The organism is Streptomyces sp. NPDC088350 (genome assembly GCF_044753545.1).
Lineage (GTDB): Bacteria > Actinomycetota > Actinomycetes > Streptomycetales > Streptomycetaceae > Streptomyces.
The window spans coordinates 182,890-207,336 of the sequence record NZ_JBIVNL010000014.1; the positions used below are offsets into that span (position 1 = coordinate 182,890).

Annotated in this window: 22 protein-coding genes; 5 read left to right on the forward strand and 17 right to left on the reverse strand. The window is 68.8% G+C overall.

Features of this window, described 5'->3' with window-relative positions; genetic code table 11:
* Positions 1-40 precede the first annotated feature (40 nt).
* Positions 41-2,101: a DNA helicase RecQ gene (recQ, locus tag ACIQBL_RS39910; protein ID WP_401951505.1), complete on the reverse strand. Its 2,061-nt coding sequence runs from the start codon at positions 2,099-2,101 to the stop codon at positions 41-43.
* Between the two features lie 255 nt (positions 2,102-2,356).
* Between recQ and ACIQBL_RS39915 the strand changes: the two genes are divergently transcribed.
* Positions 2,357-2,926, forward strand: a complete 570-nt coding sequence (locus ACIQBL_RS39915; RefSeq protein WP_401951508.1) for a hypothetical protein — start codon at positions 2,357-2,359, stop codon at positions 2,924-2,926.
* A gap of 58 nt (positions 2,927-2,984) precedes the next feature.
* Here the strand turns inward: ACIQBL_RS39915 and nuoN are convergent, their stop codons facing one another.
* Genes nuoN through ACIQBL_RS39985 form a run of 14 tightly spaced genes read right to left on the reverse strand, consistent with a single transcriptional unit; the run spans position 2,985 to position 18,939 of the window.
* The gene (gene nuoN, locus ACIQBL_RS39920; protein ID WP_401951511.1) at positions 2,985-4,640 is read right to left on the reverse strand and encodes an NADH-quinone oxidoreductase subunit NuoN; all 1,656 of its coding nucleotides are present in this window, start codon (positions 4,638-4,640) and stop codon (positions 2,985-2,987) included.
* Positions 4,637-6,208: an NADH-quinone oxidoreductase subunit M gene (locus ACIQBL_RS39925; protein ID WP_401951514.1), complete on the reverse strand. Its 1,572-nt coding sequence runs from the start codon at positions 6,206-6,208 to the stop codon at positions 4,637-4,639. The genes nuoN and ACIQBL_RS39925 overlap by 4 nt, the downstream gene beginning before the upstream one ends.
* A 5-nt stretch (positions 6,209-6,213) precedes the next feature.
* A complete protein-coding gene (gene nuoL / locus ACIQBL_RS39930) occupies positions 6,214-8,109 on the reverse strand; it encodes an NADH-quinone oxidoreductase subunit L (RefSeq protein ID WP_401951517.1) in 1,896 nt (631 codons plus the stop codon).
* Between the two features lie 14 nt (positions 8,110-8,123).
* Positions 8,124-8,423: an NADH-quinone oxidoreductase subunit NuoK gene (nuoK, locus tag ACIQBL_RS39935; RefSeq protein WP_016437642.1), complete on the reverse strand. Its 300-nt coding sequence runs from the start codon at positions 8,421-8,423 to the stop codon at positions 8,124-8,126.
* Positions 8,420-9,265, reverse strand: coding sequence for an NADH-quinone oxidoreductase subunit J (locus ACIQBL_RS39940; RefSeq protein ID WP_401951521.1), 846 nt, complete (start codon positions 9,263-9,265; stop codon positions 8,420-8,422). The genes nuoK and ACIQBL_RS39940 overlap by 4 nt, the downstream gene beginning before the upstream one ends.
* Positions 9,262-9,864 carry an NADH-quinone oxidoreductase subunit NuoI gene (gene nuoI / locus ACIQBL_RS39945; RefSeq protein WP_401951524.1) on the reverse strand — a complete coding sequence of 201 codons (603 nt, stop codon included), beginning with the start codon at positions 9,862-9,864 and terminating at the stop codon, positions 9,262-9,264. The genes ACIQBL_RS39940 and nuoI overlap by 4 nt, the downstream gene beginning before the upstream one ends.
* On the reverse strand, positions 9,857-11,227 hold the full coding sequence (gene nuoH, locus ACIQBL_RS39950) for an NADH-quinone oxidoreductase subunit NuoH (protein WP_401951527.1): 1,371 nt from the start codon (positions 11,225-11,227) through the stop codon (positions 9,857-9,859). The genes nuoI and nuoH overlap by 8 nt, the downstream gene beginning before the upstream one ends.
* Positions 11,224-13,752 (reverse strand): NADH-quinone oxidoreductase subunit G, encoded by a 2,529-nt coding sequence (locus ACIQBL_RS39955; protein ID WP_401951529.1) that lies wholly within the window; start codon positions 13,750-13,752, stop codon positions 11,224-11,226. The genes nuoH and ACIQBL_RS39955 overlap by 4 nt, the downstream gene beginning before the upstream one ends.
* Entirely contained in the window at positions 13,749-15,095 is a 1,347-nt protein-coding gene (gene nuoF / locus ACIQBL_RS39960) for an NADH-quinone oxidoreductase subunit NuoF (protein WP_388113623.1), read from the reverse strand. Before nuoF ends, ACIQBL_RS39955 begins: the two co-directional genes overlap by 4 nt.
* The gene (gene nuoE / locus ACIQBL_RS39965) at positions 15,095-15,943 is read right to left on the reverse strand and encodes an NADH-quinone oxidoreductase subunit NuoE (protein WP_401951531.1); all 849 of its coding nucleotides are present in this window, start codon (positions 15,941-15,943) and stop codon (positions 15,095-15,097) included. Before nuoE ends, nuoF begins: the two co-directional genes overlap by 1 nt.
* On the reverse strand, positions 15,940-17,277 hold the full coding sequence (locus ACIQBL_RS39970; protein ID WP_401951534.1) for an NADH-quinone oxidoreductase subunit D: 1,338 nt from the start codon (positions 17,275-17,277) through the stop codon (positions 15,940-15,942). Before ACIQBL_RS39970 ends, nuoE begins: the two co-directional genes overlap by 4 nt.
* Positions 17,274-18,014, reverse strand: a complete 741-nt coding sequence (locus ACIQBL_RS39975; protein ID WP_401951537.1) for an NADH-quinone oxidoreductase subunit C — start codon at positions 18,012-18,014, stop codon at positions 17,274-17,276. The genes ACIQBL_RS39970 and ACIQBL_RS39975 overlap by 4 nt, the downstream gene beginning before the upstream one ends.
* Positions 18,011-18,565 (reverse strand): NADH-quinone oxidoreductase subunit B family protein, encoded by a 555-nt coding sequence (locus tag ACIQBL_RS39980; RefSeq protein ID WP_007383964.1) that lies wholly within the window; start codon positions 18,563-18,565, stop codon positions 18,011-18,013. The genes ACIQBL_RS39975 and ACIQBL_RS39980 overlap by 4 nt, the downstream gene beginning before the upstream one ends.
* 14 nt (positions 18,566-18,579) lie before the next feature.
* Positions 18,580-18,939, reverse strand: a complete 360-nt coding sequence (locus ACIQBL_RS39985) for an NADH-quinone oxidoreductase subunit A (RefSeq protein WP_007383963.1) — start codon at positions 18,937-18,939, stop codon at positions 18,580-18,582.
* Positions 18,940-19,683: 744 nt separating this feature from the next.
* On the opposite strand from ACIQBL_RS39985, the gene ACIQBL_RS39990 reads away from it, so the two are divergent.
* Together ACIQBL_RS39990 and def are read left to right on the forward strand one after the other, a co-directional pair.
* Positions 19,684-20,493 carry a C40 family peptidase gene (locus ACIQBL_RS39990; RefSeq protein WP_401951541.1) on the forward strand — a complete coding sequence of 270 codons (810 nt, stop codon included), beginning with the start codon at positions 19,684-19,686 and terminating at the stop codon, positions 20,491-20,493.
* 210 nt (positions 20,494-20,703) lie between these two features.
* The gene (gene def / locus ACIQBL_RS39995; RefSeq protein WP_401951543.1) at positions 20,704-21,330 is read left to right on the forward strand and encodes a peptide deformylase; all 627 of its coding nucleotides are present in this window, start codon (positions 20,704-20,706) and stop codon (positions 21,328-21,330) included.
* Positions 21,331-21,360: 30 nt separating this feature from the next.
* Here def and ACIQBL_RS40000 read toward each other — a convergent pair whose 3' ends face one another.
* Positions 21,361-22,644, reverse strand: coding sequence for a geranylgeranyl reductase family protein (locus ACIQBL_RS40000; protein ID WP_401951546.1), 1,284 nt, complete (start codon positions 22,642-22,644; stop codon positions 21,361-21,363).
* 97 nt (positions 22,645-22,741) lie between these two features.
* Here ACIQBL_RS40000 and ACIQBL_RS40005 point away from each other — a divergent pair, with 97 nt between their 5' ends.
* Positions 22,742-23,248 (forward strand): GNAT family N-acetyltransferase, encoded by a 507-nt coding sequence (locus tag ACIQBL_RS40005; protein WP_401951548.1) that lies wholly within the window; start codon positions 22,742-22,744, stop codon positions 23,246-23,248.
* 120 nt (positions 23,249-23,368) lie between these two features.
* Positions 23,369-23,683 (forward strand): PASTA domain-containing protein, encoded by a 315-nt coding sequence (locus ACIQBL_RS40010; RefSeq protein WP_401951551.1) that lies wholly within the window; start codon positions 23,369-23,371, stop codon positions 23,681-23,683.
* Here ACIQBL_RS40010 and ACIQBL_RS40015 read toward each other — a convergent pair.
* Complete coding sequence (locus ACIQBL_RS40015) at positions 23,676-24,389, reverse strand: demethylmenaquinone methyltransferase (protein ID WP_401951554.1); 714 nt, start codon at positions 24,387-24,389, stop codon at positions 23,676-23,678. The two genes, ACIQBL_RS40010 and ACIQBL_RS40015, sit on opposite strands and share 8 nt — an antisense overlap.
* Between the last annotated feature and the right edge of the window lie 58 nt (positions 24,390-24,447).

Here is a 24,447-nt window from a genome sequence, read left to right on the forward strand (position 1 = left end):
ACCGGCCTCCCTCCCGGTCCCTGCACCCCGGTCCCGGCCCCTATATCCAGTCCTCGGGCTCCGGCTCCGCATCCATCTCCGGCCAGTAATCCGCGCCGGGGTCAACGTCCTTCGCCGCCCGACCCGGCGCGGGTGCCGACACCGACACCGATGCCTGTGCCCGCACCGGCACCTGCGCCGCAGCGGGAACCTCAGCCGGAGCCGGAGCCTCACCCAGCGAAGCCAGCACCCCGATCACACCCTCCCCGTACGTCGCCAGCTTCTTCTCGCCGACCCCGCTGATCTCGCCCAACTGCGCCACCGACGTGGGCCACACCGTCGCGATCTCCCGAAGCGTGGCGTCATGGAAGATGACGTACGCCGGAACCCCCTGCTCACGCGCCTGCTCCGCACGCCACGCACGCAGGGCCTCGAAAGCGGGCTGAAGCGACTCGGGCAACTCCACCGCCGCCGCCTTGGCCTTGCGCTCGCCCCGACCCGAGGACGACGACCCCGACCGCGAACCCGTCGGCTTCTTCGGCTCCTTGCGCAGCGGCACCTCCCGCTCGCGCCGCAGTACCGTGCCGCTCGCCTCGGTGAGCACCAGCGTGCCGTACTCCCCCTCGACCGCGAGCAGCCCCTGTGCCAGCAACTGCCGTACGACGCCCCGCCATTCACCCTCGGCGAGGTCCTCGCCGATGCCGAACACGGACAGCTGGTCGTGGTCGAACTGGATCACCTTGGCCGTCCGGTGCCCCATGAGGATGTCGACGATCTGCACGGCGCCGAACTTCTGGCCCCGCTCCCGCTGCAACCGCACCACCGTCGACAGCACCTTCTGCGCGGCGACCGTGCCGTCCCAGGTCTCCGGCGGGGTGAGGCAGGTGTCGCAGTTGCCGCAGGCCGCCGCGTCCGGGTCCTGGCCGAAGTAGGCGAGCAGTTGGCCGCGTCGGCACTGCGCGGTCTCGCACAGCGCGAGCATGGCCTCCAGGTGGGCGGCGGCCCGGCGGCGGAACGCCTCGTCGCCCTCGCTGGACTGGATCATCTTGCGCTGCTGTATGACGTCGTTCAGGCCGTACGCCATCCAGGCCGTGGACGGCATTCCGTCACGCCCCGCGCGGCCCGTCTCCTGGTAGTAGCCCTCGACGGACTTGGGCAGGTCGAGGTGGGCGACGAACCGCACGTCCGGCTTGTCGATGCCCATGCCGAAGGCGATGGTCGCGACGACGATGAGGCCGTCCTCGCGCAGGAACCGGGACTGGTGCGCCGCGCGGGTGCCCGAGTCCAGGCCCGCGTGGTACGGCACCGCCTCGATGCCGTTGCGGGACAGGAACTCGGCGGTCGCCTCCACGGACTTGCGCGAGAGGCAGTACACGATGCCCGCGTCGCCCGCGTGCTCCTCGCGCAGGAAGCTCAGCAACTGCTTCTTGGGGTCGGCCTTCGGCACGATCCGGTACTGGATGTTGGGCCGGTCGAAGCTCGCCACGAAGTGCCGGGCGTCCGGCATCTTCAGCCGCTGGGTGATCTCCTGGTGCGTCGCGTCCGTGGCCGTCGCCGTGAGGGCGATCCGCGGGACGTCCGGCCAGCGCTCGCCCAGCAGGGAGAGGGACAGGTAGTCGGGCCGGAAGTCGTGACCCCACGAGGACACGCAGTGCGCCTCGTCGATCGCGAACACCGAGATCTTGCCGCGCGAGAGCAGGTCCAGGGTGGAGTCGAGCCGCAGCCGCTCCGGCGCGAGATAGATCAGGTCCAGCTCGCCGGCCAGGAACTCCGCCTCGACCACGCGCCGCTCGTCGAAGTCCTGCGTGGAGTTCATGAACCCGGCCCGCACGCCGAGCGCCCGCAGCGCGTCCACCTGGTCCTGCATCAGCGCGATCAGCGGCGAGACGACGACGCCCGTACCCGCTCTGACCAGGGACGGAATCTGGTAGCACAGCGACTTGCCGCCACCGGTCGGCATGAGGACCACGGCGTCACCGCCGGCCACCACATGCTCGATGACCTCTTCCTGCGCGCCGCGGAAGCTGTCGTAGCCGAAGACGCGGTGGAGCGTGGCCAGTGCCTCGCTCTCGCCGTGTGCCGTCGGCGTCCGTACTTCGGTCGTCACAACCGTCCCGCCCATCCCGTGCATCGCTCGTCCCCCGTACGTCGTCCCTCGACCACTGCGTCCACGATAGGGCTCCGCGCTGACAGCGTCGGAGTTATCCACAGGCTGGTGACGGTGACGGGGCGTGGTCAGCCGAATGGCTGTCGTCACATGGCGCGACCGATACGGCCGGGACATGCTGCTCGGGCGGGACGGGGGAGGTCCGTCACGCCACCGAACGGACGGCGCGCCGTGTGTGCGGACGCCTCACGAAGTCCAAGGAGCCCCACCATGTCCCCTCGGCCACTGTCCCCTCGGCCCCCCTCCCGGTTCCTGCCGGGCGCCGTCAAGGCCGCCGTCGCGGTGGCGACGGCCGCGGCCTTCGCGCTGACCGCCGCCCCCGCCCACGCAGCGTCCGACCCCGACCCGTCGGTGTGGACCACGCTGAGCAAGACGTACCAAGCCACCTCGAAGTACGGGTACGAGGGCTTCGCGGCGGGCGGGGGCTACGTCCGCACCGACACCTGTGTCGCCGACCCGACCGAGGGCGGTATGGGCTACCACTACGTCAACCCGGCGAACATCGGCTCACTCGATCCGGCGAAGCCGGCGGCCCTGCTGTACGCGGACGGGTTCAAGAGCGACTACGCGGACGGGTCCGAGTTCACCGACGGGCGCAAGCTGGTCGCGGTGGAGTGGGTGGTGAAGGACACGGGGCAGGCCGTGCCGACGCTGTTCGGGCAGACCTTCCAGAGTGGCCAGCTGCCCGGCTACTTCACCCTCCACGCCTGGATCTACAAGCCCAACTCTTCGGGTCTGTTCGCCGCGTGGAACCCCGAGGTCGTCTGCCCGACAGCCTGACCGCACATGCGCGAAGGCCCCGGCTCCCACGAAGGGAACCGGGGCCTTCGCGCTGCGCTCAGCGGACGAAGACTCCCGCCTGGTTCGCCAGGTCCAGGAAGTACTGCGGGGCCACACCGAGGACGAGCGTGGCCGCCACGGCCACCCCGATCGTCGCCATGGTCAGCGGGGAGGGGACCGCGACGGTGGGGCCGTCGGGCCTCGGCTCGCTGAAGAACATGAGCACGATGACGCGGATGTAGAAGAACGCCGCGATGGCGGAGGAGAGCACACCGACCACGACCAGCGGGGCCGCGCCGCCGGCCGCCGCCGCCTTGAACACGGCGAACTTCCCGGCGAAGCCGGCCGTCAGCGGAATGCCCGCGAAGGACAGCAGGAACACCGCGAACACGGCCGCGACCAGCGGTGACCTGCGCCCGAGCCCGGCCCACTTGGACAGGTGCGTCGCCTCGCCACCGGCGTCCCGTACGAGAGTGACGACCGCGAAGGCGCCGATCGTCACGAACGAGTAGGCGCCCAAGTAGAAGAGCACGGACGAGACGCCGTCCCGGGTGGTCGCGATGACACCCGCGAGGATGAAGCCCGCGTGCGCGATCGACGAGTACGCCAGGAGCCGCTTGATGTCGGTCTGGGTGATCGCGACGATCGCGCCGCCCAGCATCGTGATGATCGCGACGCCCCACATGACGGGCCGCCAGTCCCAGCGCAGGCCCGGCAGCACGACGTAGAGGAGCCGGAGCAGCGCCCCGAAGGCGGCCACCTTGGTCGCGGCGGCCATGAAGCCGGTGACCGGGGTCGGCGCGCCCTGGTAGACGTCGGGCGTCCACATGTGGAACGGCACCGCACCCACCTTGAACAGCAGCCCCATGACGATCATCGCGCCGCCGATGAGCAGCAGCGCGTCGTTGCCCATGGTGTCGGCGAGGGCGGGGTCGATATTGGTGATGGAGCCGTCGACGACCTGCGCGATCGTGGAGTACGACATCGAGCCCGCGTAGCCGTAGAGCAGCGCGATACCGAACAGGGTGAACGCGGAGGCGAAGGCGCCGAGGAGGAAGTACTTGACCGCGGCCTCCTGGGACAGGAGCCGCTTGCGGCGGGCCAGGGCGCACAGGAGGTAGAGCGGGAGCGAGAAGACTTCCAGGGCCACGAACAGGGTCAACAGGTCGTTGGCGGACGGGAAGACCAGCATGCCGGAGACCGCGAAGAGCAGGAGCGGGAACACCTCCGTGGTGGTGAAACCGGCCTTGACCGCGGCCTTCTCGCTGTCGCTGCCCGGCACGGACGCGCCCTGCGCGGCGAACGAGTCGACCCGGTTGCCGTGCGCCTCGGGGTCGAGCCGCCGCTCCGCGAAGGTGAACAGGCCGACAAGGCCGGAGAGCAGGATCACGCCCTGGAGGAACAGGGACGGTCCGTCGACCGCGATCGCGCCCATCGCCGCGATGTGCGCCTTGGTGGTGCCGTACCCGTCCGCCGCGAGCGCCACGACCGCCGCGAAGGCTGCGCAGAGCGCTACGACGGACACGAACACCTGCGCGTAGTAACGGGACTTGCGCGGGACGAACGCCTCGACCAGCACCCCGATGAGCGCCGCGCCGAGGATGATCAAGGTGGGCGACAATTGCGCGTACTCGATCTTCGGCGCGGGGATCTTCGCGATCGGGTCCGCGGTTGCCGCCGTTGTCCACAGGCTGTGGACGGCTGTTGCGCTCACTTGGCCGCCTCCACCGAGGGCTTGGGATCCTTCTTGTGTACGTCGGACATGGTCTGTTTGACCGCCGGGTTCACGATGTCCGTGACCGGCTTCGGGTAGACGCCCAGGAAGATCAACAGCACGATCAGCGGGGCGACGACCACGAGTTCACGCGCGCGGAGGTCCGGCATCGCGGCGACCTCGGGCTTCACCGGGCCGGTCATCGTCCGCTGGTAGAGGACGAGGGTGTAGAGCGCGGCGAGGACGATGCCGAAGGTGGCGATGATCCCGATGGCCGGGTAACGCGTGAACGTGCCGACCAGGACCAGGAACTCGCTCACGAAGGGCGCGAGTCCCGGCAGCGACAGGGTCGCAAGGCTGCCGATCAGGAAGGTGCCGGCGAGCACCGGGGCCACCTTCTGCACCCCTCCGTAGTCGGCGATCAGACGCGAGCCGCGCCGCGAGATCAGGAATCCGGCGACCAGCATCAACGCGGCCGTGGAAATACCGTGGTTGACCATGTAGAGCGTCGCGCCGGACTGGCCCTGGCTGGTCATCGCGAAGATACCCAGGACGATGAACCCGAAGTGCGAGATCGACGCGTACGCCACCAGCCGCTTGATGTCCCGCTGTCCGACCGCGAGCAGCGCCCCGTAGATGATGCTGATCAGGGCGAGGACCAGGATCACGGGCGTCGCCCACTTGCTGGCCTCCGGGAAGAGCTGGAGGCAGAAGCGGAGCATCGCGAAGGTGCCCACCTTGTCGACGACCGCCGTGATGAGCACGGCGACCGGCGCGGTGGACTCCTGCATCGCGTTGGGCAGCCAGGTGTGCAGCGGCCACAGGGGCGCCTTCACCGCGAAGGCGAAGAAGAAGCCCAGGAACAGCCAGCGTTCGGTGTTGGTCGCCATGTGCAGCGTGCCGTTGGCCCGCGCCTGCGCGATCTCCGCGAGCGAGAAGTTCCCGGCCACTACGTAGAGACCGATCACGGCCGCCAGCATGATGAGGCCGCCGACCAGGTTGTAGAGCAGGAACTTGACGGCGGCGTACGACCGTTGGGTGGCCGCCGCTTCGTCGCCGTGCTCGTGGGCCCGGTCCCCGAAGCCTCCGATGAGGAAGTACATCGGGATCAGCATGGCTTCGAAGAAGATGTAGAAGAGGAAGACGTCGGTGGCCTCGAAGGAGATGATCACCATCGCCTCCACCGCCAGGATGAGCGCGAAGAAGCCCTGGGTGGGCCGCCAGCGCTTGCTGCCGGTCTCCAAGGGGTCGGCATCGTGCCAGCCCGCGAGGATGATGAACGGAATCAGCAGCGCCGTGAGCCCGATGAGCGCCACCGCGATGCCGTCCACACCCAGCTCGTAGCGGACCCCGAAGTCGGCGATCCAGGCGTGGGACTCGGTGAGTTGGTAGCGGTCGCCGCCCGGGTCGAACCGCACCAGGATGACGACGCCCAGCGCGAGCGTCGCCAGCGAGACGAGCAGCGCCAGCCATTTCGCGGCGGTGCGCCGCGCGGCCGGGACGGCGGCCGTGGCGACCGCCCCGAGGGCCGGAAGCGCCGCCGTCGCTGTCAGCAGAGGAAAGGACATCGGTATCAGACCGCCCTCATCAGCAGGGTCGCGGCGACGAGGATGGCCGCACCGCCGAACATCGAGACCGCGTACGACCGCGCGTAGCCGTTCTGCAGCTTCCGCAGCCTTCCGGAGAGGCCGCCCATCGAGGCCGCCGTGCCGTTGACGACACCGTCGACCAGGGTGTGGTCGACGTAGACCAGGGAGCGGGTGAGGTGCTCGCCGCCGCGGACCAGGACGACGTGGTTGAAGTCGTCCTGGAGGAGGTCGCGGCGGGCGGCCCGGGTGAGCAGCGAGCCGCGCGGGGCGACGGCCGGGACCGGGCGGCGGCCGTACTGTGCCCAGGCGATCCCGACGCCGATGACGAGCACCACCATGGTCGCCAGGGTGACCGTCAGGGCGCTGACCGGGGAGTTGCCCTCCTCGTGGCCGGTGATGGGCTCCAGCCAGTGCAGGAAGCGGTCGCCGATGCCGAAGACGCCGCCGGCGAAGACCGATCCGAAGGCCAGCACGATCATCGGGATCGTCATCGTCCTCGGGGACTCGTGCGGGTGCGGCTCGTGGCCGTTCTCGTCGGGCTGCCAGCGCTTCTCGCCGAAGAACGTCATCAGCATCACGCGCGTCATGTAGAACGCCGTGATGGCCGCGCCCAGCAGGGCGGCGCCGCCGAGGATCCAGCCCTCGGTGCCGCCCTTGGCGAAGGCTGCTTCGATGATCTTGTCCTTGGAGAAGAAGCCGGACAGGCCCGGGAAGCCGATGATGGCGAGGTAGCCGAGGCCGAAGGTGATGAAGGTGACCGGCATGTACTTCCTGAGGCCGCCGTACTTGCGCATGTCGACCTCGTCGTTCATGCCGTGCATGACCGAACCGGCGCCGAGGAACAGCCCGGCCTTGAAGAAGCCGTGTGTCACCAGGTGCATGATCGCGAAGACGTAGCCGATGGGGCCGAGTCCGGCGGCGAGCACCATGTAGCCGATCTGCGACATCGTCGAGCCGGCGAGGGCCTTCTTGATGTCGTCCTTCGCGCAACCGACGATCGCACCGAACAGGAGCGTGACGGCACCGACGACGGTGACGACGAGCTGCGCGTCCGGCGCGGCGTTGAAGATCGCTCCGGAACGGACGATCAGGTACACGCCGGCGGTCACCATGGTCGCCGCGTGGATGAGGGCCGAGACCGGGGTCGGGCCCTCCATCGCGTCGCCGAGCCAGGACTGCAGCGGCACCTGGGCGGACTTGCCGCAGGCGGCCAGCAGCAGCATCAGGGCGATGCCCGTGAGCTTGCCCTGGGAGGCGTCACCGACATGGCTGAGGACCGGCCCGAAGGCGAACGTCCCGAACGTCGTGAACATCAGCATGATGGCGATCGACAGGCCCATGTCGCCGACCCGGTTGACCAGGAAGGCCTTCTTCGCGGCGGTCGCCGCGCTGGGCTTGTGCTGCCAGAAGCCGATCAGCAGGTAGGACGCCAGACCGACGCCCTCCCAACCGACGTACAGAAGCAGGTAGTTGTCGGCGAGGACGAGGATCAGCATCGCCGCGAGGAACAGGTTCAGATAGCCGAAGAAGCGGCGGCGGCGCTCGTCGTGCTCCATGTACCCGACCGAGTACAGGTGGATCAGTGAGCCGACGCCGGTGATCAGCAGGACGAAGGTCATCGACAGCTGGTCGAGGCGGAAGGTGACGTCCGCCTGGAAGCCCTCGACGGGGACCCAGGTCCACAGGTGCTGCATGAGCGTCCGGTGCTCGGCGTTCTTCCCCAGCAGGTCGGTGAAGAGGACGACACCGATCACGAAGGAGGCGGACGACAGGAGCGTGCCGATCCAGTGGCCGACGGCATCGAGCCGCCGGCCGCCGCACAGCAGTACGACCGCTCCGAGCAGAGGCGCCGCTACCAGCAGCGCAATCAGGTTCTCCACGATTCAGCGACCCCTCAGAGCTTCATCAGGCTGGCGTCGTCGACCGAGGCCGAGTGGCGGGAACGGAACAGCGACACGATGATCGCGAGCCCGACCACGACCTCCGCGGCGGCGACGACCATCGTGAAGAAGGCGATGACCTGACCGTCGAGATTGCCGTGCATCCGGGAGAAGGTCACGAACGCGAGGTTGCAGGCGTTGAGCATCAGCTCGATGCACATGAAGACGACGATCGCGTTCCGCCTGATCAGCACGCCGGTCGCGCCGATCGTGAACAACAGGGCGGAGAGATAGAGGTAGTTGACGGGGTTCACTTCGACGCCTCCTCGGTCCGCTTGAGGTTCGCCGGCGCGATCTCGGTCCGCTCCAGGCGCTCCTCGGCGCGCTGTTCCAGGGCCCGCAGGTCGTTCAGTGCCTCGCTGGACACGTCACGGATCTGGCCGCGGTCACGGAGTGTCTTGCTGACCGTCAGCTCGGACGGGGTGCCGTCGGGCAGCAGGCCCTGGACGTCCACCGCGTTGTGCCGGGCGTAGACGCCGGGGGCCGGGAGCGGCGGGACGTGCTTGCCCTCGCGGACGCGCTGCTCGGACAGCTCGCGCTGGGTCTTGGGCCGCTCGGTGCGCTCGCGGTGCGTGAGCACCATGGCGCCGACGGCGGCCGTGATCAGCAGGGCGCCGGTGATCTCGAAGGCGAAGACGTACTTGGTGAAGATGAGGGCGGCCAGGCCCTGCACGTTGCCGTTCGCGTTGGCCGTACCCAGGCCGTCGAACTGGCTGAGGGAGGCGTTGCCGATGCCCGCGCACAGCAGGATGCCGAAGCCGAGCCCGCAGAGAAGGGCCAGCCAGCGCTGGCCCTTGATGGTCTCCTTCAGGGAGTCCGCCGCCGTGACGCCCACCAGCATCACCACGAACAGGAACAGCATCATGATCGCGCCGGTGTAGACGACGATCTGTACGACGCCCAGGAAGTAGGCGCCGTTGGCGAGGTAGAACACCGCCAGGATGATCATGGTCCCGGCGAGCGAGAGGGCACTGTGCACGGCCCTCTTCATGAGGATCGTGGACAGGGCGCCGATCACCGCGACCGTGCCGAGGACCCAGAACTGGAAGGCCTCGCCGGTGGAGGTGGAGTAGGCAGCCGCGAGCTGGGGGCTCATGCTTCCACCCCCTCTTCGGTGGGCTTCTCGCCCTTGGAGACGGCGACTTGGGGCACCGTGCCGGGCGCGGCCTCCGTCACCAGGCCCCGGTAGTAGTCCTGTTCGGTCATCCCCGGGTAGATGGCGTGCGGGCTGTCGACCATGGTGTCGTCGAGGCCGGCGAGCAGCTGTTCCTTGGTGTAGATGAGGTTGGCGCGGCTGGTGTCGGCCAGTTCGAACTCGTTGGTCATCGTCAACGCGCGCGTGGGGCACGCCTCGATGCACAGGCCGCACAGGATGCAGCGGGCGTAGTTGATCTGGTAGACGCGGCCGTACCGCTCGCCCGGCGAGTAGCGCTCCTCGTCGGTGTTGTCGGCGCCCTCCACATAGATGGCGTCGGCGGGGCAGGCCCAGGCGCACAGCTCGCAGCCGACGCACTTCTCCAGGCCGTCCGGATGGCGGTTGAGCTGGTGCCGTCCGTGGAACCGGGGGGCGGTGGTCTTCTGCTGCTCCGGGTACTGCTCGGTCAGCCGCTTCTTGAACATGGCCTTGAAGGTCACGCCGAAGCCGGCCACGGGGTTCTGAAAACCGGGTTTGGTTTCCTTGGGCTCCTCAGCCATCGGACGCCTCCTTTCCATCCAGAGATCCGTCACTGCCAGTATCCGAGCCACCACTGACAATCAGCTCCCGCTCGCGTCGCGAGGGGCGCCGAGGCACCGGTGGCAACTCCTGTCCCGGCAGCGGCGGTACGGGGAATCCGCCCGCCATCGCGTCGAACCCGGCGGGTTCCTCGGCCGCCTGCGCGCTCTCGTTCGCCTTCTGGCGGAACATGTCCGCGATGAAGGACAGCAACAGCAGGGCGAGGACACCGCCGCCGATGTAGAGGGCGATGTCGGCGAAGTCGTAGTTCTCGTTCTTGAGGGTCCGTACGGTCGCGACGAGCATCAGCCAGACCACGGAGACCGGGATGAGGACCTTCCAGCCGAGCTTCATCAACTGGTCGTAGCGCACGCGCGGGAGGGTGCCGCGCAGCCAGATGAAGAAGAACAGCAGCAGCTGGACCTTGACGACGAACCAGAGCATCGGCCACCAGCCGTGGTTCGCGCCCTCCCAGAAGGAGCTGATCGGCCACGGGGCCCGCCAGCCGCCCAGGAAGAGCGTGGTCGACACCGCGGAGACCGTCACCATGTTCACGTACTCGGCGAGCATGAAGAGCGCGAACTTGATGGACGAGTACTCGGTGTTGAAGCCGCCGACCAGGTCGCCCTCGGACTCCGGCATGTCGAAGGGGGCGCGGTTGGTCTCGCCGACCATCGTGATGACGTAGATGATGAAGGAGACCGGCAGCAGGATGATGTACCAGCGGTCGTGCTGTTGTTCAACGATCGTCGACGTGGACATCGACCCGGAGTAGAGGAACACCGAGGCGAACGCGGCGCCCATGGCGATCTCGTAGGAGATCATCTGGGCGCAGGAGCGCAGGCCGCCCAGGAGCGGGTAGGTGGAGCCGGAGCTCCAGCCCGCGAGGACGATGCCGTAGATGCCGACCGAGGCGACCGCGAGGATGTAGAGCATCGCGATCGGCAGGTCGGTGAGCTGCATCGTGGTGCGGTGGCCGAAGATCGACACCTCGTTGTCGGCCGGTCCGAAGGGGATGACCGCGATCGCCATGAAGGCCGGGATGGCCGCGACGATCGGCGCGAGGACGTAGATCACCTTGTCCGCGCGCTTGACGATCAGGTCTTCCTTGAGCATCAGCTTCACGCCGTCGGCGAGCGACTGGAGCATGCCCCAGGGGCCGTGCCGGTTGGGGCCGATGCGCAGCTGCATCCAGGCGACGACCTTGCGTTCCCAGACGATGGAGAACAGCACGGTGATCATCAGGAACGCGAAGCAGAACACCGCTTTGACGACGACCAGCCACCAGGGGTCGCGGCCGAACATCGAGAGGTCTTCGGCAGCGAGGTACGGGTACGGGCTCATGCCTCCACCTCCTTGGGGGCCTCGCCCGCGAGCGTGGCCGGGCCGATGCGGACGAGTGCGCCGGGCAGCGCCCCGGTGTCGGAGGCGACGCCCCCGCCGGTGGAGTTCAGCGGGAGCCAGACCACCCGGTCGGGCATCTCGGTGATCCGCAGCGGGAGTTCGACGGTTCCGGAGGTGCCGGTCACGGCGAGGGTGTCGCCGTCCTTCACACCCGCCTCGGCGGCCGTGGCGGCCGACACGCGCGCGTGGGCGGCGTGCCGGGTACCGGCGAGCGCCTCGTCGCCCTCCTGGAGGACACCCTGGTCGAGCAGCAGCCGGTGTCCGGCGAGCACGGCCTCCCCGGCGGCCGGCCGGGGCAGCACGCCCGCGGTCTCCAGCGGTTCGGTGGCCCGCGGCCCGTCCCAGGCACCGAGCCGGTCCAACTCCGCGCGCGTGGTGCGCAGATCCGGCAGACCCAGGTGTACGTCCATGGCGTCGGCCAGCATCTGCAGGACGCGCGCGTCGGTCGGGGCGAGGTGCCGGGTCATCTGGTCGGGCTTGAGCGCGGCGTCGAAGAAGCGGACCCTGCCTTCCCAGTTGAGGAAGGAGCCCGCCTTCTCCGGGACCGCCGCGACCGGCAGGACGACGTCGGCGTGCTCGGTGATCTCGCTGGGCCGCAGTTCGAGCGACACCAGGAAGCCCACTTCCTGAAGTGCCGCACGCGTGCGTGCCGGGTCGGGCAGGTCGCCCGCCTCCACACCGGCGACGAGCAGCGCCCGCAGCTCACCGCCGGCGGCGGCCTCGACGATCTGGCCTGCGTCGCGGCCGTAGCGGTGCGGGAGTTCGGCGACGCCCCAGGCGACGGCGACCTCCTCACGCGCGCGGGGATCGGTGGCCGGGCGCCCGCCCGGCAGCAGCGACGGCAGCGCCCCCGCCTCGATCGCCCCGCGCTCCCCGGCCCGGCGCGGAATCCACACCAGGTGGGCACCGGTCGCGGACGCGGCCCGTACAGCCGCGGTGAGGCCCCCTGCGACGGCGGCCAGCCGCTCGCCGACGACGATCACCGCGCCCTCGGTGCGCAGCGCCTCGGAGGCGCGGGCTCCGTCGTCCTCCAGACCGAACCCGCTGGCGAGCGCGTCCAGCCACTCGGTCTCGGTGCCGGGAGCGGCCGGCAGCAGGACACCGCCCGCCTTCCTCAGTCCGCCGGTGGTGTGCGTGGCGAGCGAGAACACCCGCTGCCCGTGCGTGCGCGAGGCCTTGCGCAGCCGCAGGAAGACGCCGGGCGCCTCCTCCTCGGACTCGAACCCGACCAGCAGAACGGCGGGCGCCTTCTCCAGGGAGGTGTACGTGACGCCCTTGCCGTCGAGGTCCCGGCCGCGTCCTGCGACCCGGGCGGCCAGGAAGTCGGCCTCCTCGCTGCTGTGCACGCGCGCGCGGAAGTCGATGTCGTTCGTGTCGAGCGCCACGCGCGCGAACTTGCTGTACGCGTAGGCGTCCTCGATGGTGAGCCGGCCACCGGTCAGGACACCGGTCCGGCCGCGCGAGGCGAGCAGTCCCTGCGCGGCGATCTGCAGCGCCTCCGGCCAGGAGGCCGGGACGAGTTCGCCCTCGGGGTTGCGGATCAGCGGCGTCTCCAGCCGGTCGCGCTGCTGCGCGTACCGGAAGGCGAAGCGCCCCTTGTCGCAGATCCACTCCTCGTTGACCTCGGGGTCCACCGCCGCCAGGCGCCGCATGACCTTGCCGCGCCGGTGGTCGGTGCGGGTCGCGCAGCCGCCGGAGCAGTGCTCGCACACGGAGGGCGTGGAGACCAGGTCGAAGGGGCGGGAGCGGAATCGGTACGCCGCCGAGGTCAGCGCGCCCACCGGGCAGATCTGGATGGTGTTCCCGGAGAAGTACGACTCGAAGGGGTCGCCCTCGCCGGTGCCGACCTGTTGCAGCGATCCCCGCTCCAGCAGCTCGATCATCGGGTCGCCCGCGATCTGGTGGGAGAAGCGGGTGCAGCGGGCGCACAGCACGCAGCGCTCGCGGTCGAGCAGCACCTGGGTGGAGATCGGGACGGGCTTCTCGTAGGTCCGCTTCTTTCCTTCGAAGCGGGACTCGGCGTTGCCGTGGGACATCGCCTGGTTCTGCAGCGGGCACTCGCCGCCCTTGTCGCAGACCGGGCAGTCCAGCGGGTGGTTGATGAGGAGCAGTTCCATCACACCGTGCTGGGCCTTCTCGGCCACGGGCGAGCTGAGCTGGGTCTTGACGACCATGCCGTCCGTGCACGTGATCGTGCAGGACGCCATCGGCTTGCGCTGGCCCTCGACCTCGACGATGCACTGACGGCAGGCGCCGACCGGGTCGAGGAGAGGGTGGTCGCAGAACCGGGGGATCTCGATGCCGAGTTGCTCGGCGGCGCGGATGACCAGGGTGCCCTTGGGCACGCTGATCTCGGCGCCGTCGATCGTCAGCGAGACGAGATCCTCCGGCGGGACCGCCGCCTCTCCCCCACCGGAGGTGCGCTGGCCCGCGGCGGAGCCGCTATCAGATTGCTGTACGGTCATGCGTTCACCTCCGTGCGGTCGGCCCAGGCCGTGGACTTGGCCGGGTCGAAGGGGCAGCCCCGGCCCGTGATGTGCTCCTCGTACTCCTCGCGGAAGTACTTGAGCGAGGAGAAGATCGGCGAGGCGGCGCCGTCGCCGAGGGCGCAGAAGGACTTGCCGTTGATGTTGTCGGCGATGTCGTTCAGCTTGTCGAGGTCGGACATCGCGCCCTTGCCGGCCTCGATGTCGCGCAGCAACTGCACGAGCCAGTACGTCCCTTCACGGCACGGGGTGCACTTGCCGCAGGACTCGTGGGCGTAGAACTCGGTCCAGCGGGTGACGGCACGCACGACGCAGGTCGTCTCGTCGAAACACTGCAGAGCTTTTGTGCCGAGCATGGAACCCGCGGCACCCACTCCTTCGTAATCAAGAGGGACGTCGAGGTGCTCGTCGGTGAACATCGGCGTGGAAGAACCGCCCGGCGTCCAGAACTTGAGGCGATGTCCGGCGCGCATCCCGCCGCTCATGTCGAGCAGTTGGCGGAGTGTGATGCCGAGCGGCGCCTCGTACTGACCGGGACTGGTGACATGGCCGCTGAGCGAGTAGAGCGTGAAGCCCGGAGACTTCTCGCTGCCCATCGACCTGAACCATTCCTTGCCTTTTTGTAGAATCGCGGGAACTGACGCGATCGACTCGACGTTATTCACCACAGTCGGGCACGCATAGAGGCCCGCGACGGCGGGGAAAGGGGGACGGAGCCGCGGTTGACCACGGCGGCCTTCGAGCGAGTCGAGCAGTGCGGTCTCCTCACCGCAGATGTACGCGCCGGCGCCCGCGTGCACGGTGAGCTGCAGGTCGAGTCCGCTGCCCAGGATGTTCTCGCCGAGGTAGCCCGCCGCGTAGGCCTCACGCACGGCCTCGTGCAACCGCCGCAAAACGGGGACGACTTCACCACGCAGATAGATGAAGGCATGCGACGACCTGATGGCATAACACGCGATGACAATGCCCTCGATGAGGCTGTGCGGGTTCGCGAAGAGGAGCGGGATGTCCTTACAGGTTCCGGGCTCCGACTCGTCGGCGTTGACAACTAGATAGTGTGGTTTTCCATCCCCTTGGGGAATGAATTGCCATTTCATTCCGGTGGGGAAGCCGGCGCCACCGCGACCGCGCAGACCGGAGTCCTTCACATACGCGATGAGGTCGTCCGGCGACATGGCGAGCGCCTTGCGGAGCCCCTCGTAACCCTCGTGCCTTCGGTACGTGTCCAGAGTCCAGGACTCGTCCTCGTCCCAGAAGGCCGACAGCACGGGTGCGAGCAGCTTCTCGGGGCTGTGGTCTTTCAGTTCGGGTGCCAAGGTCATCACTCCCCCTCCTCGGCGACAGGCCCCGCCGGGTGGGCGGGGTCGGAGGCCGACGTGTCCTGCGGCGCATCGTGCGAACCGAGGTGCTCGGTCGGCGGCTCGTTCTGCGGCGCTCCGGAGCCGCGCGGATGGACCACGCGCGCGGGTGCGGTCTCTCCCCTGGCCAGGCGGAGGCCCACCAGCGACGCGGGTCCCGCACCGCCGCTCGCCTCGACGGCCCCGGGCCGCTCGTCGGGGAAGCCGGCCAGGATCCGCGCGGTCTCCTTGAAGGTGCACATCGGCGCCCCGCGCGTGGGCTCCACGGGTGCGCCCGCGCGCAGGTCGTCGACGAGGCGGCGGGCGCTGGCCGGGGTCTGGTTGTCGAAGAACTCCCAGTTGACCATCACCACCGGCGCGAAGTCGCAGGCCGCGTTGCACTCGATGTGCTCCAGGGTGACCTTGCCGTCGTCGGTGGTCTCACCGTTGCCGACGCCCAGGTGCTCCTGGAGCGACTCGAAGATCGCGTCGCCGCCCATCACCGCGCACAGCGTGTTGGTGCAGACCCCGACCTGGTAGTCACCGCTCGGCCGGCGCCGGTACATCGAGTAGAAGGTCGCCACGGCGGCGACCTCGGCCGTCGTCAGCTCCAGCAGGTCCGCGCAGAACTGCTGTCCTGTGCGCGTGACATGACCCTCCTCCGCCTGCACGAGATGCAGCAACGGCAGGAGGGCCGAGCGGGAGTCCGGGTAGCGGGCGATGATCTCCCGCCCGTCGGCCTCCAGCCGGGCCCGGACGTCGTCCGGGTAGGCGGGCGCGGGCAGTTGGGGCATGCCCAGACTGACGCCCTGCTCCGAAGAACTGGTGGTCACCGGTCGACGCCTCCCATCACGGGGTCGATGGACGCGACGGCGACGATGACGTCGGCGACCTGGCCGCCCTCGCACATCGCCGCCATGGCCTGAAGGTTGGTGAAGGACGGGTCCCTGAAGTGGACCCGGTAGGGGCGGGTGCCTCCGTCGGACACGGCGTGCACCCCGAGTTCGCCCTTGGGCGACTCGACCGCCGCGTACGCCTGTCCCGGCGGGACGCGGAAGCCTTCGGTCACCAGCTTGAAGTGGTGGATCAGGGCCTCCATGGAGGTGCCCATGATCTTCTTGATGTGGTCGAGCGAGTTGCCCAACCCGTCCGGCCCGAGGGCGAGTTGGGCGGGCCAGGCGATCTTCTTGTCGGCGACCATGACCGGGCCGGGCTGCAGCCGGTCCAGGCACTGCTCGACGATCCTCAGCGACTGGCGCATCTCCTCAAGACGGATGAGGAAACGGCCGTAGGAGTCACAGGTGTCGGCGGTCGGGACGTCGAAGTCGTACGTCTCGTAGTCGCAGTACGGCTGCGACTTGCGCAGGTCGTGCGGGAGGCCGGTGGAGCGCAGGATCGGGCCGGTGGCGCCGAGGGCCATGCAGCCGGCCAGGTCGAGGTAACCGACGTCCTGCATACGGGCCTTGAAGATGGGGTTCCCGGTGGCGAGCTTGTCGTACTCCGGAAGGTTCTTCTTCATCTTCTTCACGAACTCGCGGATCTGGTCCACCGCGCCGGGCGGCAGGTCCTGGGCGAGTCCGCCGGGGCGGATGTACGCGTGGTTCATCCGCAGGCCCGTGACCAGCTCGTAGATGTCGAGAATCATTTCACGATCACGGAATCCGTAGATCATGATCGTGGTGGCGCCGAGTTCCATCCCGCCGGTAGCGATGCACACCAGGTGGGAGGACATCCGGTTCAGCTCCATCAGGAGCACCCGGATGATCTTCGCCCGCTCGGTGATCTGGTCCTCGACACCGAGGAGTTTCTCGACGGCGAGACAGTAGGCCGTCTCGTTGAAGAAGGACGTCAGATAGTCCATGCGCGTCACGAACGTGGTGCCCTGCGTCCACGTGCGGTATTCGAGGTTCTTCTCGATACCGGTGTGGAGGTAGCCGATGCCGCAGCGGGCCTCGGTGACCGTCTCGCCGTCGATCTCCAGGATGAGGCGGAGCACACCGTGCGTGGAGGGGTGCTGGGGCCCCATGTTGACGACGATGCGCTCGTCGTCGGCGCGGGCCGCGGACTGGACGACCTCGTCCCAGTCGCCACCGGTGACCGTGTATACGGTGCCCTCGGTGGTCTCCCGCGCCGAAGCGGCCGAAGCGGATGCTGACTGCGTGCTCACGAGTACGACCTCCGCTGGTCCGGAGCCGGGATCTGGGCGCCCTTGTACTCGACGGCGATGCCGCCGAGGGGGTAGTCCTTGCGCTGCGGGTGGCCCTGCCAGTCGTCCGGCATCATGATCCGCGTCAGGGCCGGGTGACCGTCGAAGACGATGCCGAAGAAGTCGTAGGTCTCGCGCTCGTGCCAGTCGTTGGTCGGATAGACCGAGACCAGTGACGGGATGTGCGGATCGCTGTCCGGGGCGCTGACTTCGAGGCGGATCAGCCGGTTGTGGGTGATCGAGCGCAGGTGGTAGACGGCGTGCAGCTCGCGGCCCTTGTCGTGCAGGTAGTGCACCGCGCTGACACCCATGCAGAGTTCGAAGCGCAGGGCCGGGTCGTCGCGCAGGGTGCGGGCGACGCGGAGCAGGTGCTCGCGTTCGATGTGGAAGGTGAGTTCGTCCCGGTCGACGATCGTCTTCTCGATCGCGTTGTCGGGCAGCAGGCCCTGTTCCTCCAGGGCGCCCTCCAACTCGTCGGCGACCTCGTCGAACCAGCCGCCGTAGGGCCGGGTGGCCGCTCCCGGGAGGCGGACCGAGCGGACCAGGCCGCCGTAACCGGACGTGTCGCCGCCGTTGTCGGCGCCGAACATGCCGCGCTGGACGCGGATCTCCTCGCCCTCGCCGCGTTGGCCGGGGAGGTGGGAGGCGCCCGGATCCTGCTCCGGGTCGGCTCCGTTGGTGCCGTTCGCGTCACTCACCGCAGCAGGCCCTTCATCTCGATGGTGGGCAGAGCCTTGAGCGCCGCTTCCTCCGCCTCGCGGGCAGCCTCCTCGGCGTTCACACCGAGCTTGGAGGACTGGATCTTCTGGTGGAGCTTGAGGATCGCGTCCATCAGCATCTCGGGCCGTGGCGGGCAGCCCGGGAGATAGATGTCGACCGGGACGATGTGGTCGACGCCCTGCACGATCGCGTAGTTGTTGAACATGCCGCCCGACGAGGCGCAAACGCCCATGGAGATCACCCACTTGGGGTTGGGCATCTGGTCGTAGACCTGCCGCAGGACCGGCGCCATCTTCTGGCTGACCCGGCCCGCGACGATCATCAGGTCCGCCTGGCGGGGTGAGCCGCGGAAGACCTCCATGCCGAAGCGCGCCAGGTCGTAGCGGCCGGCGCCGGTCGTCATCATCTCGATGGCGCAGCAGGCGAGTCCGAACGTGGCCGGGAAGACGGACGCCTTGCGCACCCAGCCCGCGGCCTGCTCGACGGTGGTGAGCAGGAAGCCGCTCGGCAGCTTTTCTTCGAGTCCCATGAGTTAAAGGCCCCTCAGTCCCATTCCAGGCCGCCGCGCCGCCATACGTACGCGTACGCGACGAAGACGGTGAGCACGAAGAGCAGCATCTCCACGAGCCCGAAAACACCCAGGGCGTCGAAGGTGACGGCCCAGGGGTAGAGGAAGACGATCTCGATGTCGAAGACGATGAAGAGCATCGCCGTCAGGTAGTACTTGATGGGGAAGCGCCCGCCGCCGGCCGGCGTGGGGGTCGGCTCGATGCCGCACTCGTACGCTTCGAGCTTGGCCCGGTTGTACCGCTTCGGACCGATCAGCGTGGCCATGACCACGGAGAAGATCGCAAAGCCTGCCCCGAGGGCTCCCAGTACGAGGATGGGCGCATACGCGTTCACCGCTCCTCGCTCCTCTCAGTCGGCACTGACTGCTGGCGATGGCGTCGGACTCACACCCACCTCACACACTCCGCAACTCCCGCCCGTCCCGGCGAAGATCGCGAACATGTGAAGCAGGTCACAAGCCCAACCGCTCCGCATCTTATGCCCGCCGCTCTGTGATCTGCGACACGGGGTATTACACAAGCTTTGTGATCTCCACCACCCGGCGATGGATCACCGCGTCGGACAGGCGGTGATCTTCACACGCGAAGCGCCCAGGCGATCACCAGAGGTGACATTTCCGCTCGTCACCACAGCCGGAGGGTGGCGTCTCAATATCAAGAGACTTCCCTTGCATGCAAATTGGAGTTGGACGCGACGGCTTGATAGTGGAAGCCCGTTCACACATCAGAGGGAGGCCGCGGCACGGTGTGGACGCGTGCACACGTTCACGAAGTCAGCCGCCGGCGATACCCACGCGAGACGCGAGCATTCCGGTAACCGTTCCGTGACCTGCACCACACTCATGAGAGGCGCATGAGAACCGGGCTTGGCCACCTGTCCCAACAGGTGGTAGGCACCAGGCAATTCGGGCGTAACGACGAAAGCCCGTGATCACGGGCCGGATCACCCAGGTCCGCAATGTCCGTTACGGCGTCAATAAGGAACGACACACCCGGGGTTGGTGGGGCCCATTGAACAATTGTGGCGCAGCACACGTTTCTTGAAGGTATGGAGGAGCCCCTGATACCGGTTGGTCTCATGTCCCACACCGCTCACATACGCAGCCACCGGAAACCCCGCCGCAGCGCGACGACGAACATCGCCGTGCGTGCCGGAGTTGCCGGTGGCGTTCTCAGCATGGCGGCGGCTGGTGCGGCCTCGGCCAACGCCGCCGAGACGACACAGACCCTGCAACTGCCCACCCTGACAGCCGATCTGTCCGCACAGGTCGCCCAGTCCGCCGAGGCCACGCAGCAGGCCGCGGCGAACTACCAGCTGCAGGCCGAGCGCGACACGGCCGCCGCAAACGCCGCGAAGCAGGCCAAGGCGGACCTCGCGGACGCCAAGCAGAAGGCGGAGGCCAAGAAGAAGGCCCAGGAAGCCGCTCGTAAGGACGCTGCGGCCCGCGCGGCGTCGCGGAGCACCCAGAGGACCACCCTGGCCTCTACCGCGACCACGAGCACCTCCACGAGCACGAGCACGTCGACGGCCACCGGTTCGGCCGCGGAAGTCGTGGCCTTCGTGAAGGCGCAGATCGGCAAGTCCTACGTCCTGGGCGCCACCGGCCCCAGCGCCTACGACTGCTCCGGTCTCGTCGGTGCCGCCTTCAAGCAGGTCGGCATCAGCCTGCCGCGCGTCTCCCAGGACCAGTCGACCGCCGGTACTCAGGTGTCCCTGAGCAACCTGCAGCCCGGCGACATCCTTTACTGGGGCAGCGCGGGCAGCGCCTATCACGTGGCCGTGTACGTGGGCGGCGGCATGTTCGTCGGCGCGCAGAACCCCTCCACCGGCATCGTGGAGCGGCCGCTGTCCTACGACCCGCCGACCGGCGCGGTGCGGGTGCTCTGACACCCGCGCACGACGCCGTGAGCATGGGACCGTTGCCTCGGGGGCAGCGGTCCCCTCGGCGTCTCTTCCGGCGCCCCGGACACACGGGGCGTTCCCTCCACCGGAGTTCGCGGCCCTCCTGAAAAACTCTGTTCTCTGAAAGGCTCTGTTCTCAAGGTTCTCAAGTTCGGCTGACCAGATGGCCGGACGCCAACCTGAGGAGAGCAAGTCATGCCACGTGTCTTCGTCCAGGGGAATCCCGTGGACTCCTACCCCCGCCCCGCACCCGAGGCCGGACGCGGTTCCGTGCGGCGCGTCACCGAGGTCGGCGAAGAGGTGCTGCACCGTCCGAGCCGGGACGTCACCGAGTTCGGGCCCGACCTCGCCGCGCTCATCGACGACATGTTCCTCACCATGTACGTCGCCGAGGGAGCCGGCCTCGCGGCCAACCAAGTGGGCGTCGATCTGCGCCTGTTCGTGTACGACTGCCCCGACGACGACGGTGTCCGGCATGTCGGACACATCATCAATCCGGTGCTGGACCCGCTGGACCCGGCCGGGCGCCGGCTGCTCGACGAGGGCGAGGGGTGCCTGTCGGTGCCGGGTGCGGTCATGGACGTACCGCGTCCGGACCGGGCCGTGGTGCGCGGGCTCGACAAGGACGGCGACCCGCTGGTGATCGAGGGCACGGGGTACTTCGCGCGCTGCCTCGCCCATGAGACCGACCACGTCAACGGTCAGGTCTATCTGGACCGGCTCTCCAAGCGGGACCGCAAGGAGGCGCTGCGGCAGGTGGCGGACCGGCGGGACGAGGTGTTCGCCCGCCGGGCCGCCAAGACGGCCGCGCTCAGCGGCTGATCGCGCCCGAACCCGGCCCTACGGCCACCGCTACGCCTTCGGCGCCACCTTGCTCAGCCCGTTGATGATCCGGTCCATCGCGTCGCCGCCCGTGGGGTCGGTGAGGTTGGCCAGCATCTTCAGGGTGAACTTCATCAGCAGGGGGTGCGTCAGGCCCCGCTGGGCCGCGATCTTCATGACCTTCGGGTTGCCGATGAGCTTCACGAAGGCGCGGCCCAGCGTGTAGTAGCCGCCGTAGGTGTCCTTGAGGACCTGCGGGTAGCGCTGGAGGGCCAGTTCGCGCTGGGACGGGGTGGCGCGCGCGTGGGCCTGGACGATGACGTCGGCGGCGATCTGGCCGGACTCCATGGCGTAGGCGATGCCCTCGCCGTTGAAGGGGTTCACCAGGCCGCCGGCGTCGCCGACCAGCAACAGCCCCTTCGTGTAGTGGGGTTGACGGTTGAAGGCCATCGGGAGGGCGGCGCCGCGGATCGGGCCGGTCATGTTTTCGGGGGTGTAGCCCCAGTCCTCGGGCATGGACGCGCACCAGGCCTTGAGGACCTCGCGCCAGTCCAACTCCTTGAAGGAGTCAGAGGTGTTGAGGACGCCGAGGCCGACGTTCGAGGTGCCGTCGCCCATGCCGAAGATCCAGCCGTAGCCGGGGAGGAGACGGTCCTCGGTGCCTCGCCGGTCCCACAGTTCCAGCCAGGACTCCAGGTAGTCGTCCTCGTGGCGGGGGCTCTCGAAGTAGGTCCGCACCGCGACACCCATCGGGCGGTCCTCGCGGCGGTGCAGGCCCATCGCGAGGGAGAGGCGGGTGGAGTTGCCGTCGGCGGCGACCACCAGGGGCGCGTGGAAGGTGACTTCGCGCTTCTCCTCGCCGAGCTTGGCGTTGACGCCGGTGATCCGGCCGGTGCGCTCGTCGATGAGCGGGGCGCCGACGTTGCAGCGCTCGTAGAGGCGGGCGCCCGCCTTCTGGGCGTTGCGGGCGAGCTGCTCGTCGAAGTCGTCGCGCTTGCGGACGAGGCCGTAGTCCGGGAAGGAGGCGAGATCCGGCCAGTCCAGCTGGAGGCGGACGCCGCCGCCGATGATGCGCAGGCCCTTGTTGCGCAGCCAGCCGGCCTCCTCGGAGATGTCGATGCCCATGGCCACGAGCTGCTTGGTGGCGCGCGGGGTGAGTCCGTCACCGCACACCTTCTCGCGCGGGAACTCGGTCTTCTCCAGCAGGAGTACGTCGAGTCCGGACTTGGCGAGGTGGTAGGCGGTGGCGGAGCCGGCTGGCCCCGCGCCGACGACGATGACATCGGCGGTGTTTTCGGAGAGGGGCTCGGTCACGGCGGGATCTCCCCAAGTTCGGAATCTGCGTGCCGACCGGCACTGGACATGGGCAGTCTATTCAGCGCCACTGATCACCAGGCTGAAGGGCTGCCCCGTGAACCGAGCTCTCCCCGCAGTACGGCTGCGCGTCCCGACCGACGAGGACGCCGTCGCCTGGCACCGGACCTTCGACCACCCCGACGTCATGGAGTTCCACGGCGGGAAGTCCGCGGAGCTGTCCGTCTACGAGGAGCTCACCGCCCGCCAGCGCCGGCACGACGCGGAACGCGGTTTCTGCCTGTGGACCATGCTCGACGACTCGGACCGGGTCATCGGCTTCACCGGCGCCCAGCCGTGGCCGCAGGACTGGGGTCCCAAGGGCGAGATCGAGATCGGCTGGCGGCTCGGGCGGGAGTTCTGGGGCCAGGGGTACGCCACGGCGGCGGCCGAGCTGACCCTGGAGCGGGTGCGGGCGGCCGGGGTGGAGAGCGTGGTGGCGATGGTGCTGGCCCGCAACGCCCGGTCGATCGCGGTGACCCGGCGGCTGGGCATGCACCTCGACGAGGTGTTCACCACGCCCTCGCGCGCGGAGGAGGGACACTGCTACCGGCTCGTACTGTAACTCAGAGTAACTAACGGCTACAGAACGACACTTGACGCTTCCGGTCGGGACCGGACCGGGGTTACCCTTCCGGTACCGCTGGGGGTGACATCTGTGCGCTTAACACCCAAAACACCCGAAGTGCGCGTGCCGCGGCTCGTCGGCCTGATGGCCGTGGACGCGCGCGAGACGGCCAAGGCGCGCGGCCTGTTCGTCAACGCGCCGGACCGGCCCGACTTCCATCTCGCCGTCGTCGACTACGTCGTACGGCAGTATCCGCAGCCCGACGCCGAGGTGCCGCGGGACTCCGTGGTGTACGTGTGGTTCGACTTCGGTGAGGGGGACGGCGGGGGCGGTATGCGTGAGCCGCGCGTCCCCAGGCCGCCGAGCGGCGGGATGCAGCGCGAGCTGGACGAGCCGCCGGGCGACGCGTACTTCGCGACGGTGATCAGCTAGCGGAGTCCGAGCGGTCGTCCTTGAAGCCCCGGTGCAGGGCCACGATTCCGCCGCTCAGGTTGCGGTGGGCGACCCTCGACCAGCCGGCCTTGCGCAGCCGTTCGGCGAGGGCGGGCTGGTCGGGCCAGGCGCGGATGGACTCGGCGAGGTAGACGTACGCGTCCGGGTTCGAGGAGACGGCGCGGGCGACCGGCGGCAGCGCGCGCATCAGGTACTCGGTGTAGACCGTGCGGAAGGGCGCCCAGGTCGGGTGCGAGAACTCGCAGATCACCACCCGGCCGCCGGGCTTGGTCACCCGGTACAGCTCGCGCAGCGCGGTGTCCGTGTCCTGGACGTTGCGCAGCCCGAAGGAGATGGTCACGGCGTCGAACGTGTCGTCCTTGAACGGCAGCCTGGTGGCGTCGCCGGCCGTGAGCGGCAGCCAGGGGTGGCGCTTCTTGCCGACCTGGAGCATGCCGAGGGAGAAGTCGCAGGGGACGACGTAGGCGCCGCTCTGGGCGAAGGGCAGTGAGGACGTGGCCGTACCGGCGGCCAGGTCGAGGATCTTCTGCGCGGGGCGGGCGTCGACCGCCTTGGTGACCTCCTTGCGCCATCGGCGGTCCTGGCCGAGCGACAGCACGTCGTTGGTGAGGTCGTACCGTTCCGCCACGTCGTCGAACATCGAGGCGACTTCGTGCGGCTGCTTGTCCAGGGATGCGCGGGTCACGGGCCCATTGTGGCAGTACGGGCCGGGCACCCCGAAGGCGCCCGGCCCATGCGGCCCC

Coding starts and splice junctions, on each gene's coding strand:
- recQ (WP_401951505.1), bottom strand. CDS start 2,101: ATGGGCGGGACGGTTGTGACGACCGAAGTACGGACGCCGACGGCACAC.
- ACIQBL_RS39915 (WP_401951508.1), top strand. CDS start 2,357: ATGTCCCCTCGGCCACTGTCCCCTCGGCCCCCCTCCCGGTTCCTGCCG.
- ACIQBL_RS39925 (WP_401951514.1), bottom strand. CDS start 6,208: ATGTCCTTTCCTCTGCTGACAGCGACGGCGGCGCTTCCGGCCCTCGGG.
- ACIQBL_RS39940 (WP_401951521.1), bottom strand. CDS start 9,265: ATGAGCCCCCAGCTCGCGGCTGCCTACTCCACCTCCACCGGCGAGGCC.
- nuoI (WP_401951524.1), bottom strand. CDS start 9,864: ATGGCTGAGGAGCCCAAGGAAACCAAACCCGGTTTTCAGAACCCCGTG.
- nuoH (WP_401951527.1), bottom strand. CDS start 11,227: ATGAGCCCGTACCCGTACCTCGCTGCCGAAGACCTCTCGATGTTCGGC.
- ACIQBL_RS39955 (WP_401951529.1), bottom strand. CDS start 13,752: ATGACCGTACAGCAATCTGATAGCGGCTCCGCCGCGGGCCAGCGCACC.
- nuoF (WP_388113623.1), bottom strand. CDS start 15,095: ATGACCTTGGCACCCGAACTGAAAGACCACAGCCCCGAGAAGCTGCTC.
- ACIQBL_RS39980 (WP_007383964.1), bottom strand. CDS start 18,565: ATGGGACTCGAAGAAAAGCTGCCGAGCGGCTTCCTGCTCACCACCGTC.
- ACIQBL_RS39990 (WP_401951541.1), top strand. CDS start 19,684: ATGTCCCACACCGCTCACATACGCAGCCACCGGAAACCCCGCCGCAGC.
- def (WP_401951543.1), top strand. CDS start 20,704: ATGCCACGTGTCTTCGTCCAGGGGAATCCCGTGGACTCCTACCCCCGC.